Genomic DNA, 17,565 nt, shown 5'->3' on the forward strand with positions numbered 1-17,565 from the left:
GGTCAGACCGCCGCGACCGCGGTGATTTCGATGCGCAGATCAGGGTCGGCAAGCCGCGCCTCGACGCAGGCCCGCGCCGGCAGGCGGGCAGGATCGATCCAGGCATCGTAGATGCTGTTCATGGCCTCGAAATCACCGATCTGCGGCAGGAAGATGTTGACCGCCACCAACTTCGACTTGCTGCTGCCGGCCTCGACCAGCAGCGCCTCGACTTTGGCAAGCACGTCGCTGGTCTGGCCTTCGATGCCGGCCTTGCGATCGTTGGCCACCTGGCCGGCTATGTGAACGAGGCCGCCATAGACGACTGCCTGCGACATGCGCGAGCCGGACTGAAAATACTTGATCATATCGGATCCTTTCGAGGTTCTCTTTTTGGGGGATCTGGTCAGCCGAACCAGGTGGGGAAAGCGTGGCGGACGTGGCCGGTCGCGTCGACGCCGAAGATCACGCGATAACGGTCGAGGCAGGTGCAGGGATGCGAGATGCCGAATTCGACGACGTCGCCGACGGCCACGTCGTCGCTCGGTGCAATCGACAGGAAGGAATGCTGGTCGTTGAGCTTGACCACCTCGGCGCGCGCCGCCGGCATCGGCAGCGGCTTGCAGGCACGAAAGACGGTGAGCGGCGTTGGAAAGCCCTGGTCGAACGACACGTCGCGCATGCCCATGCCGCAGATGACAAGGCCCGGCTCCGGACGCGACAGCACTTCGGCCCAAAGGCGTAGCGCAGGGCGAAAGGAATGCCGCGCCGAAGCGCTGATGCCGCCTATGGCAAAACCCTTGCGGGTATCGAGGGCGCCGAGCGAACGGTCATAGGTGCCGTGGTCGTGGAAGAAGATGGCGCCGCTGCGTAGCACCAGCGTTGCGTTGCCGTCGCTGGAAACGAGGGGTGCAAGCGCCGCGACCACCTGGTCGAAGAAGGCGGAGCCGCCGGCTGTGACGATCAGCGGTGCGTCGCCGCCGACGCGGGCACGCAGCCGCAGGAACATGTCGGCGGTCATTGCCAGCAGGCCGGATATCACCTCATCGGTGCGACCGGGCTCGGGTTGCGCCGCCGCCCCTTCATAGGTCGCAACGCCGGCGATCAGCAACCGCCCGCCGGCAGCCGTGATCGCATCGGCGATGGCCTCGGCTTGCGCGGTGGTGCGGGCGCCCGCCCTGCCCGCACCAAGTTCGACCAGCACATGCAAAGGCGGCAGTGCCGCATTGGCGCGCCAAGCCTCGGAAAGCGCGTTCACGGCGTCGACCGAGTCGGCAAAGACATAGAGCTCGGCATCCGGCCAGGCACCAGCAAGCACGGCCAGCCGGTTAGCGCCGCCGGCTCCGCCAACCTCATTGGCGATGATCAGCCGTGTCAAGCCGGCCTTCAGCATCACTGTCGCTTGCCTGATGTCGGCGACCGTCGTGCCCCATGCGCCGGCCTCGACCAGCGACCGGGCAAGGTCGGGCGCCATCGGCGTCTTGGCATGCGGAGCGATCTCAACATTGTGTTCGCGCGCATAGCGCAGGAACAGGTCGCGATTGGCGGAGAAGGCCGCCTCGTGGAGGGTCAGCACCGGAAGCGCCATGCGTCCATCGGCGGGATGCCAATGCTCGGCCGCGACAAGGCTGCTGTCAAGCCCGGTTGTGCCGGGAGGCACGCCGCGGATGCGGTCGTCGAGCTGAAAATTTTCGTGCACCGAAAGGGCTGGAACCGGTGAGTTTTCAGTCATCCGATGCTAACCCTTTCACCGTCGCAGAACGAAGCCAGAATCGATCGCCGGTCACAGCCTGAGAGAGATACGTGCCAGAACCTTACGCCGGACCGATCATCGACGCCCATCATCATCTTTGGGATCTCAGCCTGGGACGGCATCCCTGGCTCGCCGCCACGGCCGGCGAGCGCGGCGGCCTGGGCGAGCTTGGCCCCTTGCGGCGGAACTATCTGCCCGGGGATTATGCGCGCGATGCCATAGGGCATAATGTCGTCGCCACCGTCCATGTCGAAGCCGGCTGGGCGAGTGGCGACTGCATCGGAGAAACGCGCTGGCTTGAAACACTCGACAAATCGCGCGGCGTCGCCGCCCGCTATGTCGTTCACGTGCCGCTCGCCGATCGCCAGGCGCCTGCGCTGATCGAAGCGCAAGCCGCGTTCGAGCGTGTCGCCGGCGTGCGCGACATATTGAGCTGGGATCCCGACCCTGCCCGCCGTTTTGCGGCCCGTGACGGCATCATGGACGATCCGGCCTGGCGCGCCGGGCTTGCCTTGCTTGGCCAGCATCGGCTGGCCTTCGACCTGATGGTGTTTCCGCGCCAGCTCGCCGGCGCGGCTCGCCTTGCGGCTGCCTTCCCCGATCAGCAATTCGTGCTCAACCATTGCGGCAGTCCGATCGACCGCGACGCCGACGGCATGCAGAGATGGCGCGACGGGCTGCGGCTTCTGTCGCAATGCGACAACGTCGCCATCAAAATATCGGATCTGGTCGCCTACGATCATGACTGGACGCTCGACAGCCTGAAGCCCGTCGTCCTGCATTGCATCGATTGTTTCGGCACCGGTCGCGCCATGTTCGGCAGCGACTTTCCGGTCGCCGGCCTGCATGCCTCGTTCGATGACATATATGACGGCTTCAAAACCATCACAGCGGACTTTTCCGCCGACGAGCAGACGGCGCTGTTCTTCGGCAACGCAAGGCGCATCTATCGGCTCGACGATGTGTCATCGGCGCGCCTGCTCCCGGCCTGAGAGCAGCAGCAGGCCGAGGATCAGCGAGCCGAACAGGATGCTGCGCCAGCCGGGCGATGCGTTGACGACGGTGATCAGCGCGGTGATGGTGACCAGCAGGATGGCGCCGGGGATGGTGCCGGCATAGGTGCCAAGCCCGCCGAGGATCGAGGTGCCACCGAGGACCACGGCGGCAATCGAGGCGAGCAGATAGGGATCGCCGATGCCGACATAGCCCTGTCCGTTCATGCCCAACACGAGCACGCCGGCAAGTCCCGAGCAGAAGCCGCTGATGCCGTAGACCGCAAGCGTCGTGGACGTGACCGGAACACCGGACAATGCCGCGGCAAGCGGGTTGGCGCCCATGGCGAAGATGCGGGCGCCGAGCGATGTCGCATGCATCGTGGTCAGCACGATCACCGAGACGACCACCCACAACAATACGCCAGCGGGAATGCCGGCCGGCCGGCCATTGCCGAGCCAGTGGACCAGCGGGTTCTCGGCGGTCACGGCGCTGCCGCCGGCGATGATGATCAACAGACCCTGCAGGAATGTCGCCATGGCCAATGTCATGATCATCGGGTGGACGCGCAGCAAAGCGACGCCGAGCCCGTTGACCAGGCCGATTGCCGTGGTCAGCACCAGAACGGCAAGGATGGCGGTGATGCCGGTCGGATCCACCTGCCACGACAGCAGCGGCAGGCTGACGGCGCTGACCGTGACGATGGCCGCGACGGAAAGGTCGATGCCGCCGGCGATCACCACAAAAGTCTGGCCCGCGGCAACCAGGCCGATGACGGCGCCGAGCTCCACCAGATAGCGCAGATGGCCATAAGCGCCGAAGCCGGGCGAAACGAAGCTCGCCACGATCCAGACCGCGGCAACGATGGCACCGGTGAGAAACGGCCGGCTGCGCAGGACCGTCAGGGCGCGTTTGCCGCCCGCGCTGTCATTCCATGCTGTCATTGCTGTGCCTTGCGGAATTGCGGGATGGCGACCGCGCCGATGATGATCAGGCCCTGGGCCACATATTGTGCGACCGGCGTGAAGCCGAGGAAGAACATGACGCTGATCATCAGGCTGAGCAGCAGGCTGCCGGCAAGCGCGCCGCGCATCGTGCCCTGGCCGCCGAGGAAGCCGATGCCGCCGAGCACCGCAGCGGCAATCGAGTTCAGGGTAAAGGCGGCGCCGATGACCGGGTCGCCCGAACCGGTCTGTGCGGCGACGAACAAGCCGGCGCCGGTGGAGAGCAGACCGCTGATCGCATAGGCCGCAATGCGCGCGCCGTCGACCGGCACGCCGGAGCGATAGGCGCCGACCGGATTCTCGCCGGCGGCATAGAGGCTCAAGCCAAGCGGCGTGGCGAGATAGAGCTTCCACAGGAGAATGATGACCACCAGCAGCACGAATGCCGCCGGTGTGTTGCCGGCAAGCAGGTCGGACAGCCACGCCGGGATTGCGCCGCCGGGCCGCGGCAGGATCAGCAGTGCGGCGCCGCCGATGATGAACGACCCGGCAAGCGTCACCACGATGGCCGGCAGCCGANGGCCGGCAGCCGAAGCCGTACCACGATGAAGCCGGTCGCCGCCCCGATGCCGAGGCCCGTCAGCGCCACTGCGGCAGTGCCCCCGGCGACGCCCAGCGGCCCGGCCATCGTCGTCGCGGCGATGACCGCGCCCAAGCTGACCGTCGCGCCGATGGCCAGGCTGATGCCGCCGGTGAGCATCAGGATCGCCTGCGCCATGGCGACCAGCGCCAATGGAAACCAGCTCTGGGTGAATTTGGCGAAGCCGGACGCCGTGAACAGGCCCGGAAAGAGGACGCCATAGGCGATGAGAAACACCAGGACGACGGCAAACAGGCTGCGCACGCCGACATTGCGACGCAGCTGCACCGGCCAGTAGAGCGCATCGGTCTGCCGGGCGGAGGAAGATGTGTTCATGCCGCAACCTTCCGCTGTTCGGCGCCCATCGCGGCGGAGACGATGGCTTCCTCGCTCAGCGCTCCACGCGCCAGCATGGCGACGATGCGGCCTTCGCGGACGATGGCTACACGGTCGCAAAGGTGCACCAGTTCGGGCGTGTCGGAACTGAGCAGCACGACCGCCTTGCCGGCGGCGGCGAAATTGCGAAGCATCATGTAGATCTCACGTTTTGTTTCGACGTCGACGCCGCGCGTCGGATCGTTGAGCAGAAGCACCAACGGGTCGTGCGGCATCCATTTCGCCAGCGCCACCTTCTGCTGGTTGCCGCCCGATAGAGCCTGCGCCGCCCGGCCGAGGTGACCCTTGATGCCGAGTTGGGCGGCAAGGCTTTTGGCCGTCTCGCGCTCTGCGCGGCGGCTGCGCAGCTTCAGCGCCGGCAGCCTGGCAAAGGCGGGCAGCATCATGTTGGTGATGATGGGATGGATCAGGTGCAGGCCCTCGCGCTTGCGATCCGCGGGCACATAGGCCAGCCCCAGCGCGTTGGCTTTCGGCACGCCGCCGGGCAGGCCGGAGGCGCCGTTGACGGTCGCCGATGCCGTCCGTGCCGGAATGGCGCCGTAGAGACCGAGCAGCAGATCTTCCTGCCCTTGCCCGACCAGGCCGCCAATGCCAAGCACTTCGCCCGTTTTGATATCCAGATCGACGTCGCGCATCAGGCCGGCCGAAAGATTTCGGACGGAGATAGCGTCGGCAGGCAAACTGGAAGGCTGCCATTGCGGAAAAAGGTCACCGGGATCGCGGCCGACCATCAGCCGAACCAACCCGGCGGCGTCGGTGCCTTCCAGGGTGCGGTCGGCCGTGCAGGTGCCGTCCTTCAGCACGGTGACGTGCTGGCATAGCGCCATGACTTCGTTCAGTCGGTGCGAGATGTAGAGAATGGCGATGCCTTCGCCGCGCAACCGCTGCAGCAGATCGGTGAGGATTTTGGTTTCGGTTGCCGATAGCGACGATGTCGGTTCGTCGAGAATGAGCACGCGCGGCCGGCGGTAGAGCGCCTTGGCGATCTCCACCATTTGGCGGCGGCCGAGCGACAGATTCCCGACCGGCGTCGACAGCGGCTCGTGCAGGCCGACAAGTTCGCATGCGGCCCTCGCCCGCGCAGCGAGTTCGCGGTAGTCGATCAGGCCGAACCGTTTGGGATAGGCGCCGAGACCAATATTTTCGGCGATGGAAAGACTGGCCGTCAGGCTGAGTTCCTGCTGGACGACGGCGATGCCGGCCTGCCGCGCAACAGCCGGCGTCATGCGTGAGACCGCGCGTCCATCGACCTCGATCGTCCCGCCATCCGGTCTCAAGGCGCCGGACAAAAGGTTGATCAAGGTCGACTTTCCGGCGCCGTTCTCGCCGAGCAGCGCATGCACGCGGCCCGGCTGGAGAGCGATTGAAACGTCGCGCAGGACGGGGTTGCCGAAGAAAGACTTCGACACACCCCGCGCCACGAGCAGCGGAGCCATGGTTGTCAACGCTACAACCCTTCAGGCTTATTTCTGAGCCAGCAGCTTCTTGAACAGCTCCTCATCGTAAGGAGAAAAGATGTAGCCGTCAGCCGGGAAGTCCTTGGCCCGGGCGAGGTATTCGTCGATGTTGGAATTGTCGATTACCGGCAGCGGAATCTTGACGAAAGCCGGCACATCCTTGCCTTCCAGCGCCTGGACGGCAGTGTAGGTGGCGAAGGCGCCGAGCCAGTTCGGCTGCATCGTCGCCCAGCTCTTCAAGCCCTTTTCTTTCCAGAGTTCCAAAAACTGCCGGGCGTTCTCACCGGTGATCGGCACCTGTTCACGGCCCTGCTTGTCGAGGGCCAGCACGGCGCCTGCCGACAGAGCGCCGCCGAGCGACAGGATGCCGTCGATCTCGGGGTTGGCGAAGAGGAGGCTGGTGACGGCTTCCTGTGCCGGCGCGACGTTGTAGGGCGTGTTGGTCTCGGCAAGCACCGTCACGTCGGGATGGGCCTTGAGCTCAGCGTCGGCGCCTTTGCGCCTGTCATCGCTGACCGAAACCCCGGCCGGGCCGTTGAGGATCAGGATCTTGCCCTTGCCGCCGATAGCGTCGATCAGGAACTTGGCCGCCTGGTCGCCCCACTGCGAAGAATCGGTATTGACCTTGGCGGTGACCTTGTCGGTATCGACGAGGCTGTCGAAGTTGATGATGGCGATGCCCTTGGCGCAGGCATCGGCCAGAACGCGTGCAGGTGCGGTCGACGAACCGGCGATCAGGATGATGGCGTCGACATCGGAATCGATCATCGACTGGATCTGCTGGATCTGGACGTTGGCATCGCCCTGAGCGTCGGTGACGACGAGCTTGTCGACCAGTCCCTGCTTCTTCAGGGTCTCGACTTCGGCTTCGATCGTGCCTTGGGTCTGCTTCATCCAGGTCGGCACGGAATAGATGTTGGCCCAGCCGATCGTGTACGGCGCCTTGCGGTCGCCCTTGATGCAGTTGGCGGCGGCATTGGCTGCCGAGCCGGCGCCAAAGCTCAGCACGAGACCGAGGCAAAGCGCGCTGGCGGATGCGAAAAACGGTGATTTCATCATGACTGTTCCCTTCAGAGGTTGTGGCCTCGACGTGCAGAACAAGGGCGAGGAAACCCGTCGGTCGCCGGATCTTGGAAACCGTGTGTCGCCTCGGGATTTGTCTGCGTCAGGCTCGTTAGTTTGTCTGGTATTTCAGACAATGTGTCTGTATATCGGACAAATTGGATGCTAGACCGAGCCTTGACATCTTTCAAGCGCCTTGAGACGAGAACCGAAATGATTTTGGCGGATGGTCATGAGCGACGGCACTAACGATGCGATCGGGAAGGAAGCCGGCGCGGAGCCGCGCAACGGCGAACGACGACGCGGCATTGACCGCGTCATCATGCTGCTCGAGGCGTTGCTGCGGCACCGCGCGCCAATGCGCGTCGGCGACATTGCCAAAATGATCGGCGCGCCGCGTTCGACCACCTACGAGATCGTCAACAGCCTGCTCGACGCCGAAATGCTCGAAAACGTCGGCGGTGAAGGTTACGTCTATTTCGGACGCGCCATGCATCTGTTCGGCTGGGCCTACTCACATCACAACGCCCATTACCGTCGCATCATCGAGACCTTGGATAAGTTGGCCGCCGAGACAGGCGAGACGGTCCAGCTATGCGGCCTGCGTGGCAACAAATACGTCGTCCTGGACTGCCGAGATTCCCCAGGCCCGTTCCGGATCTCAAGCGATGTCGGGGTTGAGGTGCCGATCCCATGGACGGCATCCGGACGGCTGCTCCTCGGCCATATGAACGAGCAAGAGTTGAGGGATTTCATCCCATCTGGCGACTACAAGCTTCCCGACGGCCGCATCATTGCACCAGCCGAATTCTTTGCCGATGTTGCCTTGGCCCACCGGCAGGGTTTCAGCGAGACCACAGCCCTGGCCGACCGTTTCACCTGGTGCATGGCGGCGCCCATCCGTGACGGCCACGGCGTCATCAAAAGGACCTTGTGTTTGGTGTTACCCGTCGACACGCCGGAGCCACGGCGCGACGAACTGCTTGCGTTGCTGCGCGAGCGCGCCCGTGGACTGTCTCTTGCGGGAGGCTGACGATCAGCCGTCGTGCCCTCTGGTTGAAGCCTCTTAAAGGCACATGGATTCCGCTCTTCCCCATTGGTTCCATTTAGGTTCGGGACCTTAGTCCCATAGTCGGTGGATAAGGTCCGAACCAGGGAACACGCAACCGGAAGCCACATTAGGAGAAGACCGTCGATCAAAGTCCCTTCATCGCCGGTTGAGGATCCCGCCGCTCTTACTGTCGAGAGCGCGGCGGGATCCTTACGCGCGGAGCGAGCACATGAGATTTGTCGAGATTTTCACAGATGTGCTTACGGCCCTGCTTCTCGCTTTATTTGTGTGCGGGATGTTCGCTGTTTTCGGAAGCCATCTGGTTCCTCCACGCTACGCAAAGATGGTGTTGCTGCCGGACCTCGATAAGATGACGACTGCATCATCTACACCCAGCTTGCCCGATTCCATCGACTTGCAAGTTCAAAAGCGCCCCAGAGGTGCAAAGGTCTGCCGGCGTGACACAGCGCGGAGTCGGTCTGGAGCCGCCAGTGCCATCCAGCAAGCGGTAAGAATCAGCGGAGGTTTTCGTGGCTCCCCAGCTATCAGAGAGCGCCGGCGATTATTGACAGACCCGGCTCTTGAAATTGGCTGAAAACGCCGCTCCACATTTCCGCATCTGTTTGAATTGTGTTTATCAACTAGTGCGGACGCTATGGCGAAGCAGGTTGAGTTGGCGGCGTTCCTGGCTGATCCCCGCCAGTGCTTGATCGCGGCGTGGGATCCTTGTCGAGCTTGGGATTTCGGTCCACCGGTTCGCCATTCACATCGTCGGCCTTGGAGTTTGCAGGGTCCGTTTGGCCAGGATTTGGGCTGTAAGTATCTGGCGATGGAACCCGGCTGTTTTGTTGTGTCGCCGGTGTCTTAGCCTGCTCGCCATAGATTTCAGCGATCCCCCAGGCAACGAGCGCCAAGACAAGGCCTGCCAAGAGCACGCCAAGGACCGGTCGCCCCAAGCCACCCTGCCTGGCCCGCTTTTCCGGAATGTTTCTGCTCATGATCGCAACCTTGGGCTAAGAGGAGTGGCCCGCGCTCCAGGAGCGAAGACGCGGGCAGTCAAGAGCTCCGGCAGTCGGCCATGCGGCGAACAGGGAACTCGCTGCACATACCGAACTCGCTGGCGCTGTTGATGTTCCCACGGAATCCAAACAGCGCGCCGCCGGGAGCCGGACTGGCAATTTGGGTTGGAGTGGCTGGAACGAGCCAGCTCAAGGTCAACGAGCGGCGGTGTGCGTAAGCGGGCATTGCGAGCCAGACTGGAACTTTGCCGAATCTGCCGCGTTGCCGACCATGGCCGACTACAACGAAACCACCATCCGGTGCTGACCGGTTGCAAGGCCGCGTTGCCACCAGGGACATCTGTTTGAAGGCTATCTGAATTTGCTCCTCGTTGTCGGCGATTCCGCCCGATGGAACATCCTGATCCGCTCGCGGTTGGGGAAGCCCGGGCCAGCGGCAGGAGCATCATCATGAACGTCGAACGTAACCCGGCCGAAGACAGAGGCGATATCCAGTCTGGGGTGACAGAGGACAAGACGCCGGGATTCGACCCGGCGGCGGCGCCTATGGAAACCGATGCCGAAGCAGCAGACACCTGCGCCGTGCCGGTTCCCGCAGCGACGGGCACGCCGGCTTTCGCTAATCAAGCAAGCTTCGCCAATGCGATGCGGCGGCCGGACGACGAGCGCGCCCCGGCCCCGAGTAAAAACGGCCCGGTGCTGGCCATTGTCGCGCTTGTCGTCGTTGCCGCCGTCGTGTTCGTTGTCGCCGCGATTCTGGCGCGATAGCAGATCCTGCGCTTGCGCCAAACCTCTGCGAAGCGATCAGGGATGCGGTCGTGGCAGCAGGCGATCAGCGGCTGGAAAAACAAGCTGCAGGTTGCAGCGGCGCATGGCACGCCGGCCGGCACCCTGGCCGAGCAGCATTGCGGCATGGCCGAACCCGGTTCGGCCGCCAAGGGTTGAGGCCGGATGCTCGTTCGAAGCGGGAACATTTCACATCAAGCCAAGTTCGGGCTCGCAGAGCTTGTCGTCAAGGAACAGCACATGAAGGCCCTCACATGGCACGGTAAAGGCGACATACGTTGCGATCAGGTGGCCGATCCGACGATCCAGGATGAACGCGACATCGCTGCAGAAGGTTCAGAACGGCGATATCGACCCGTCATTCGTGATCACCCATCCGGCTGGCCTCGAGGCCGGGCCCGAGCTTTACAAAACCTTCCGCGACAAGGAGGACGGCTGCATCAAAGTCGTGATGCGCCCGCACGGCTGACCGTTCTGCCCCAGTGGCCCGACTTTGTTGTCCGGCCGTCTGCATGCTGAAAAGGCGAGAGTTGAAAATGGCCAAGGACAAACCCGCATCGACAAACCCGGCCGCCACACCTTCGGTCAGATCGCCTGAGGCCGCCGGCCTGCCACATCCCCCTCGCGATGCTGAAGACAGCGATTCCGGTGCCAGGCCGACGGCGCCCAAGACCGCTGGCGCCCAGCAAGCGTCCAGATCGCCGCTCGACAGCCGCGTTGCAAATCGCAATGCCGGCCGTCCTCGTCAGGCAGGCACGACGCCTCGGCCGACCGACGAACCGCTGGAGTAAGATGAAACCTTAGATGCGGCGCGGGTATCTGCACCGCGGTGTGTGTGCAGTCAGGGTCTTCCTGCCCTGCCGACAGCGCCATACAGGTCTTGATCTCCCGTGGATCGCCGGGATCGGCAATCAAGACTTTAGCGGGAAATTCGATGGTACCGTTGGCTGGATCGGCTTCGGCTCTACACGATTGTATTTACTATGTTTTTCCTAGCGTCGACAGCCGATTTATATCACAATAGGTATCACAACGCGTAACACATTTTTTGCTGCTTTCATGGTACATAACCAGCTGGCGCTACGATGCCGCTTCTCGGCCGCTTTCATCAATTGATCTGCCAAGTCGCTGGCGGCGATCGGATCGTCTCGCGCCGCAATGGGGAGTTGCTCGGCAACCCACCCTGTCCAAAAACTTCAGTCCGGGAACACTCAACCCGTCAATCCCGCGTAGTGATGGCATCGAGTATCTTACTACCCACGCAGCTTGGCGTGTCCACGAACCTCCTGGCCACCGGCGCGACGCAATGGCTCCTCGTGTATGAAGGCCTAGTAGGTCGAAACGTTAACTGCCGCCGCAGCCTTAGCACTGTCGTGACGAGGGCAAGGGTGCGAGCGAGCAGTCCCATTCCCAAACCAAGGAATCCATCCCATGGCCCGAATTCCGGATCGTACAGTTGGCCGTCGCCGCAACCTGTGTACTCAAGCCCCTGCCCCTTTTGCCCGGTGCAGATCGCTTGCCCAGTACCAGGGGCGAGCGGCTCGCGTACGAGCAGTTACCAAATTCGACACGTCGTTGCTACAATCCCGCGCAAAATCGTCTCAGCCGGTCCATTCCGCTCTCGATCACGGAGTCGGCACCCGAGAACGAGATACGTATGAAGTTTTTCATATCCGGCCCAAACGCGATGCCCGGGACGATTGCCAGTCGTTCCGTGGAGTACAGACGCTCGACAAACTCAGTGCCGGGTAAACCCGTCGCACTGACGTCCACGAAACAGAACATGCCGCCACCCGGCCGCGCAAATTTCAGCTGGGGAATCTCGGACAAGCTAGCGCACATCAGATCGCGTCTGCGCTTCAGTTCGCTTGAGAAAAACCGCATCTCCTCGTCACCCGCCTCATCGAGAGCCACCGCTGCGGCATCCTGAATAAAGGTCGGCGATCCGAAGAGCATGCATTGCGCAAGATTTTCCAAATGACCTGATGCCGGGACCGGCCCAAGCGTCCACCCCAGCCTCCAGCCGGTCATTGCATGAGACTTCGACAGGCTGTTCACAATTATCGTCCGCTCTCTCATTCCGGGAATGGATGCTATTGAGANCATTGCATGAGACTTCGACAGGCTGTTCACAATTATCGTCCGCTCTCTCATTCCGGGAATGGATGCTATTGAGAGGAACTCGCCGTCGAAGACTGTGCTGCGGTAAACCTCATCGCTGATGATCCATAGATTGTGCCGCTCGGCAAAGGTGGCAATGGTTTCCAGATCCTGCTTGCCGAACACATATCCGCCGGGATTGTTTGGGGAGTTCAGCAAGATCGCCCGCGTTCGATCTCCTACCACTGCACGGAGAATATCCTCGGACACCTTCCGCCGCGCATTTTGCAGCGATAGTTTGACGGGTCGGGCCACTGCTCCACCGGCGCGTATTGCCGCTTCGTATGTGGCATACCAAGGCTCAAGGCAAAGCACCTCGTCGCCAGCTCCGGCAACGGTCATCAGGGCGGCGAAAAGAGCATTTTGTGCTCCACCGAATACAATGGCTTGAGCTGCACTCCAATCACACCCATCGAACCGCTTTTGCGCGGCCGCAATGTTGCGACGGAGGCCGGGCGTGCCCGGAACCGGAGCGTAGTGCGTCCGACCGCCTCGGATGCTTTGAATGGCAGCTTCGGATATCCTCGTCGGCGTGTCGAACGAGGTATCCCCAAGGCAGAGGCTGACGACGTCTTCTCTTCGATCTACAGCATCCGCCGCCAAGTCCGCGATCGCCCAGCCTGCCGCTCCTTCACTGGCGATGGCCCGAGTGTGCTCCGAAAACCGTGGCAGCTCCTGATCAGTGTTAATTCGCCGCAATGTTTCCATCGTTGCCTCCTCCCGAAAGCGCTGTGTGAGATGTTGCGCATCACTTTCCGAGTTGAAGGTAGATGCTTTTTGTTGTCAGGAATCCGTCGAGTTGTTCCGGTCCCATGTCCTTGCCGAAGCCCGAAGCTCCCACGTCACCAAATGGCATTGTGGGATCCAGCAGCCCATTTGCATTGATGTAGATGTTCCCGGCTTTGAGCCGCCGGGACAGCTGCACTGTTTCGTCGACATTGTCGGAATAGACCGCGGCAGCCAGGCCGTAGATGCTCGCATTGGCCCTTTCCACCGCTTCATCAAGGGTCTCAGATCGTGCAACGCCCAGAACGGCGCCGAAGATTTCTTCGCGGAAAATTCCCATTCCTTCGGAGCATTCAGCGAAGATCGTCGGACGAAGAATGCCGTCCTCGCGACCCGTTCCGCCTGGCCCTTCGCCTGTAACGAGTAATGCGCCTTCCAAATGTGCGCTCCTGATATGCTCCAGGACGCGGCCCCGATGCGCCGCCGAGACGAGTGGGGTGATCCTGGAGGTCGGATCCAAACCAGAACCAATTACCAAACTCTCTGCACCATCCTTCAGCTTCTCGACCAATTCGTCGTGGACGCTGGCATGGGCATAGACGCGCGATCCCGCGTCGCAGACCTGGCCGGAATTCATGAATATTCCTGACAAAATTGCGTTCGCTGCGTTATCCAGGTTCGCCTGCCTCGTCACGATCACAGGCGATTTACCTCCGAGCTCAAGCGTCAGGCGCTTCATCGTATCGAGCGCGGTTTTCCCAACCGCCGTTCCCACGGCTGTCGAACCTGTAAACGAAAGTTTGTCGATACCCGGGTGGGCGGCCAACGCCTGGCCGATGATATGCCCAAAGCCATTTACGACGTTGATAACGCCATCAGGAAAACCAACCTTGGTCGCGAGTTGGGCGACCCTCATTGCCGAGAGAGGCGTGAGCTCCGACGGTTTGCAGACGACCGTGCATCCGCAAGCAAGCGCGGCCGCAAGTTTCCACGAGAGGATCTGCAGTGGGAAATTCCACGGGATGATTGCCGCCACAACCCCGACCGGCTCCTTGATGGTGTAGGTCAGCGTCTCGCCAGGTAGGGAGACTGCGCTCGCTGTCCTGCCATCCAGCTTGCTTGTCCAGCCTGCAAAATAGTCGAAATTTGCGATCGAGCCGAAAACGTCGATCGACCTCGCGTCGGAAATCGCTTTCCCAACGTCGATGGTTTCCAGATGGGCCAGGAAATCTGCGTCGGCGTCGATCGCTTCAGCCAATCGCAGGATAAGCTTCTGTCGTTCCAGCGCCGGCATTCTGCCCCAATGGCCGTTGAGAGCCTTGCGGGACGAACGCACCGCGCGATCGACAACTTCAGCATTTCCGCTTGCCATTCCCGTCAATCTTTGACGAGTGAACGGTTCGATGACATCGATGACTTCGGCGGCTGAATCAACTTCCTTGCCGTCGATGAAATGGCCTATCGGACGGCAGACGAAGGAAATGACTTCGGACGGGACGGAGAACCGATTGAAGTAGCTGCCAATGTCCTGGTTCATGCTTCTGCTCTCTTACCTCCATCGGTGACGCATCGAAGAGCGCCTGCCGGCTATGGTGATCCTCAAAGATTCGAGGCGCCGAAATCACCCAAGGTGGCGGTTCGGCTGGAAGCCGATCGAGCACCCCCTCGTCCCGTCCTGAGCTTTTGGTCTACGGGAAGCCCGGCTTCGCCGCATCGCTGCGCAGGAGAGGCCGAGACTCACCTGGCCTTGTTTAGATCACCGGGGGAAATTCGAAATTATGTTGCACCAAACCAAGGTTTGATGATTGCGAACGTCAAAGCCTTCACGATGGCCATTGCCGCGACGAGAGCCGAATTGAGGACACTCCCGCAAATGGCACCCATTCCGCCACGCTTACCAGGCCTCGATCATCGGCTACGAAATACTCAAGCAGATGTATTTGATGTTGATGTAGTCGTCGGCTCCGTATTTCGAGCCCTCCCGTCCCATCCCCGATTGCTTCACGCCGCCAAACGGAGCGATCTCGGTCGAGATCAGACCTGTGTTGATACCCACCATCCCAGTTTCAAGATCCTCGGCAACGCGGAATATACGAGCGACATCTCGCGAGTAGAAATAGCCGGCAAGACCGAACTCGGTCTTGTTTGCCATCGCCACGACCTCCTCCTCTGTCTCGAAGGAGAACAGCGGAGCAAGGGGACCAAAGGTTTCGTCCGCCGCAACCTTCATCTTGGAGGTGACACCGAGGAGTACGGTCGGCGAGAAAAACTGTTTGCCCTGTTCACCGCTTGTCCCGCCTGTCGCTATATGCGCGCCGTGCGACAGCGCATCCTGCAGATGCTCATTGACCTTGTTGACTGCATTTTCATCGATCAGAGGGCCGATCTGTGCCCCTTCAGCAAAGCCATTGCCGACCTTCAGGTTGCGCACCCGGCCTGCGAGTTTCGACGCAAACTCCTCGTAGACTCCCGACTGCACATAGATGCGGTTTGCGCAGACGCAGGTCTGGCCCGCATTGCGGAATTTGGCAACGACCGCCCCTTCCACGGCCGCGTCGATATCGGCGTCGTTGAAAACGATGAACGGTGCATTGCCGCCAAGCTCAAGGCTGAGCTTCTTGATCTGGTCCGCACCTTGCCTCATCAGGATCCGTCCGACATTCGTCGAGCCTGTAAACGAGATCTTTCGAACTTTGTCGCTTGCGCAGAGCACCGAACCAACCATTGCTGCGTTGGTGGATGTGACGATGTTCAGCACGCCCGCCGGGATACCGGCCCTCTCCGCAAGTACCCCAAGGGCGAGCGCCGACAATGGTGTCTGCCGCGGCCGGCTTGGCGACCACCGAACATCCCACCGCCAAAGCGGGCGCAAGTTTCCGGGCGAGCATCGCGCTTGGAAAGTTCCAGGGCGTAATTGCTCCAACCACACCAACCGGACTCTTCAGCACGAAAATGCGCTTGTCAGCCTGATGGCCGGGAATGACATCGCCGTAAATCCGTTTTGCTTCCTCGGCGAACCATTCGATGTAGGACGCCCCATAGAGAATTTCGGTCCGGGCTTCTTGCAGGGGCTTGCCCATTTCCGGGGTCAGAATGATCGCAAGATCTTCGACATTTTGAACGACGAGATCATACAGCTTTCGAAGGTATGATGCTCGCTCCTTTCCGGTCAGCTTCGCCCACTTCTTCTGTGCTTCGTGCGCGGCATCGATTGCCTCCCGGAGCTCCAGTTCGCCCATATCTGGGACTGGCAGTATGTGTTCGCCGGTGGCGGGGTCGGTCACGGCGAAGACGGATCCTTCCCTGGCACCCACCCAGCGCCCGCCCACAAGCGCCTTGTTGACCAGGAGAGTGTCGTCTTTCAATTTGGATGCAAGGTCGGAATTGGTCATGTAACTCCTCATAATGCCGGTGGCTTTGCCTGGGACTGGTCCTGGCTTTGGCCGTGCTCGCTCCATCGGCCGAGGGCGGCATTGTGACGTCGCAGAGTGACTGCCGGGCGCCGCGGCGTCATTCGCTACCAGCCCACACTTGGCCGGCGGCTTGACGCTCACCTTCGGCGACACCGCAGGCTGTTTTCAGCAGACGGTCCAGATCGCTTTCGGCTCACCGCCAGATCGCAACGAGCACGTCCCACCGATCCCAGCTGCGATCCAATCGATGCCAAAAACGGAGATGACGCGCGATGAAACCCGCCTTCTCGGGGAATGTCGCAAAGCAGCTCTGGATGCGTATGAATTATTGGTGCGAGCAACGACCGAATCGGGTTCAGTCACGAGTTCCATTCTATTTGGGTTTTTATTGGCAACCATGAAGGTACAGCGGCTATCCCCTTGTCGTGGCTTCCACAAAAGAACGCACTCTGGAATTTTGAGACGCGTTGAAGAAGCAGTCGGGCGGCGTAAGCTCGACGATCTCCCCCATATCCATGAAGACGATCCGGTCGGCGATCTGCCTCGCAAACCGCATCTCATGCGTGACGATCATCATCGACATCCCTTCGTCGGCAAGACCCAGCATGACGTCGAGCACTTCGTTCACCAGTTCCGGATCGAGCGCCGAGGTCGGCTCGTCGAAGAGCATGACAGCGGGCTGCATCGTCAAAGCACGGGCGATTGCCACGCGTTGCTGCTGACCTCCTGATAGCTGAGACGGATACTTGTCCTTCAGTTGCTCCACGCGCACCTTTCTCAGCTGCGCCATGGCAATTTCCTCCGCAGCAGCCCGTGTCATCTTCTTTACGCGCCGCGGGGCCAGGATGAGGTTTTCCATGACGGTCAGATGCGGGAAAAGATTGAATTGCTGGAAGACCATTCCGACGTCGCCGGCGAGTTGCCTTGCGTTCGCACAATCGGGATCGAGATCATGACCGGCCACCCTGATTGAGCCTGCGGATCTTCGCTCAAGACCGACGATGCAGCGTACAAGGGTCGACTTGCCCGATCCCGACGGACCGCAGACGACGAACCGTTTTCCGGCCGGCATCTGCAAGGTGATTGCGGTCAAAACCGGGTGTTGGCCAAATCGCTTGGACACTCCGGCGACATCGATCGCCGGATTGGTTGTGTGTCGTTCGGAATCCATGCTCGTGCTCCGAAT

11 protein-coding genes and 4 pseudogenes are annotated in these 17,565 nt (G+C 61.5%); 5 read left to right on the plus strand and 10 right to left on the minus strand.

Features of this window, described 5'->3' with window-relative positions:
* Window positions 1-2: 2 nt before the first annotated feature.
* A complete protein-coding gene (locus tag X726_RS151915; RefSeq protein ID WP_023670576.1) occupies window positions 3-347 on the minus strand; it encodes a RidA family protein in 345 nt (114 codons plus the stop codon).
* 38 nt (window positions 348-385) lie between these two features.
* Entirely contained in the window at window positions 386-1,711 is a 1,326-nt protein-coding gene (locus X726_RS151910; protein WP_031215019.1) for an alanine racemase, read from the minus strand.
* A gap of 71 nt (window positions 1,712-1,782) precedes the next feature.
* Here X726_RS151910 and X726_RS151905 point away from each other — a divergent pair, with 71 nt between their 5' ends.
* Window positions 1,783-2,724 carry an amidohydrolase family protein gene (locus tag X726_RS151905; RefSeq protein ID WP_023670578.1) on the plus strand — a complete coding sequence of 314 codons (942 nt, stop codon included), beginning with the start codon at window positions 1,783-1,785 and terminating at the stop codon, window positions 2,722-2,724.
* Here X726_RS151905 and X726_RS151900 read toward each other — a convergent pair.
* The 4 genes and pseudogenes from X726_RS151900 to X726_RS151890 all read right to left on the minus strand — a co-directional run bounded on the left by X726_RS151900 (window position 2,698) and on the right by X726_RS151890 (window position 7,221).
* On the minus strand, window positions 2,698-3,669 hold the full coding sequence (locus X726_RS151900; RefSeq protein ID WP_156940655.1) for an ABC transporter permease: 972 nt from the start codon (window positions 3,667-3,669) through the stop codon (window positions 2,698-2,700). The genes X726_RS151905 and X726_RS151900 overlap by 27 nt on opposite strands.
* Window positions 3,666-4,645: pseudogene (locus tag X726_RS01000000167035) on the minus strand (ABC transporter permease). Before X726_RS01000000167035 ends, X726_RS151900 begins: the two are co-directional and overlap by 4 nt.
* Window positions 4,642-6,141, minus strand: coding sequence for a sugar ABC transporter ATP-binding protein (locus tag X726_RS151895; RefSeq protein ID WP_198037339.1), 1,500 nt, complete (start codon window positions 6,139-6,141; stop codon window positions 4,642-4,644). Before X726_RS151895 ends, X726_RS01000000167035 begins: the two are co-directional and overlap by 4 nt.
* A gap of 27 nt (window positions 6,142-6,168) precedes the next feature.
* The gene (locus X726_RS151890; protein ID WP_023723360.1) at window positions 6,169-7,221 is read right to left on the minus strand and encodes an ABC transporter substrate-binding protein; all 1,053 of its coding nucleotides are present in this window, start codon (window positions 7,219-7,221) and stop codon (window positions 6,169-6,171) included.
* Between the two features lie 229 nt (window positions 7,222-7,450).
* Between X726_RS151890 and X726_RS151885 the strand changes: the two genes are divergently transcribed.
* The 4 genes and pseudogenes from X726_RS151885 to X726_RS1000000169075 form a co-directional block, all read left to right on the plus strand.
* Window positions 7,451-8,257, plus strand: coding sequence for an IclR family transcriptional regulator (locus X726_RS151885; RefSeq protein ID WP_023745724.1), 807 nt, complete (start codon window positions 7,451-7,453; stop codon window positions 8,255-8,257).
* Between the two features lie 1,487 nt (window positions 8,258-9,744).
* The gene (locus X726_RS151880) at window positions 9,745-10,062 is read left to right on the plus strand and encodes a hypothetical protein (RefSeq protein ID WP_031195897.1); all 318 of its coding nucleotides are present in this window, start codon (window positions 9,745-9,747) and stop codon (window positions 10,060-10,062) included.
* 63 nt (window positions 10,063-10,125) lie between these two features.
* Window positions 10,126-10,239: pseudogene (locus tag X726_RS1000000170510) on the plus strand (oxidoreductase); the annotation flags it as partial.
* Between the two features lie 166 nt (window positions 10,240-10,405).
* Window positions 10,406-10,549: pseudogene (locus tag X726_RS1000000169075) on the plus strand (glutathione-dependent formaldehyde dehydrogenase); the annotation flags it as partial.
* A 1,109-nt stretch (window positions 10,550-11,658) separates the two neighbouring features.
* On the opposite strand, the gene X726_RS151870 reads toward X726_RS1000000169075, so the two are convergent.
* The 4 genes and pseudogenes from X726_RS151870 to X726_RS151860 all read right to left on the minus strand — a co-directional run bounded on the left by X726_RS151870 (window position 11,659) and on the right by X726_RS151860 (window position 17,550).
* Window positions 11,659-12,948, minus strand: a complete 1,290-nt coding sequence (locus X726_RS151870) for an aminotransferase class I/II-fold pyridoxal phosphate-dependent enzyme (protein WP_023670587.1) — start codon at window positions 12,946-12,948, stop codon at window positions 11,659-11,661.
* 40 nt (window positions 12,949-12,988) lie between these two features.
* Window positions 12,989-14,503 carry an aldehyde dehydrogenase family protein gene (locus tag X726_RS151865; protein ID WP_023670588.1) on the minus strand — a complete coding sequence of 505 codons (1,515 nt, stop codon included), beginning with the start codon at window positions 14,501-14,503 and terminating at the stop codon, window positions 12,989-12,991.
* 378 nt (window positions 14,504-14,881) lie between these two features.
* Window positions 14,882-16,358: pseudogene (locus X726_RS01000000167040) on the minus strand (NAD-dependent succinate-semialdehyde dehydrogenase).
* Between the two features lie 433 nt (window positions 16,359-16,791).
* Entirely contained in the window at window positions 16,792-17,550 is a 759-nt protein-coding gene (locus X726_RS151860) for an amino acid ABC transporter ATP-binding protein (protein ID WP_023670589.1), read from the minus strand.
* Window positions 17,551-17,565 lie beyond the last annotated feature (15 nt).

This window comes from Mesorhizobium sp. LSJC285A00 (assembly GCF_000503155.1).
In the GTDB taxonomy this organism is placed as follows: domain Bacteria; phylum Pseudomonadota; class Alphaproteobacteria; order Rhizobiales; family Rhizobiaceae; genus Mesorhizobium.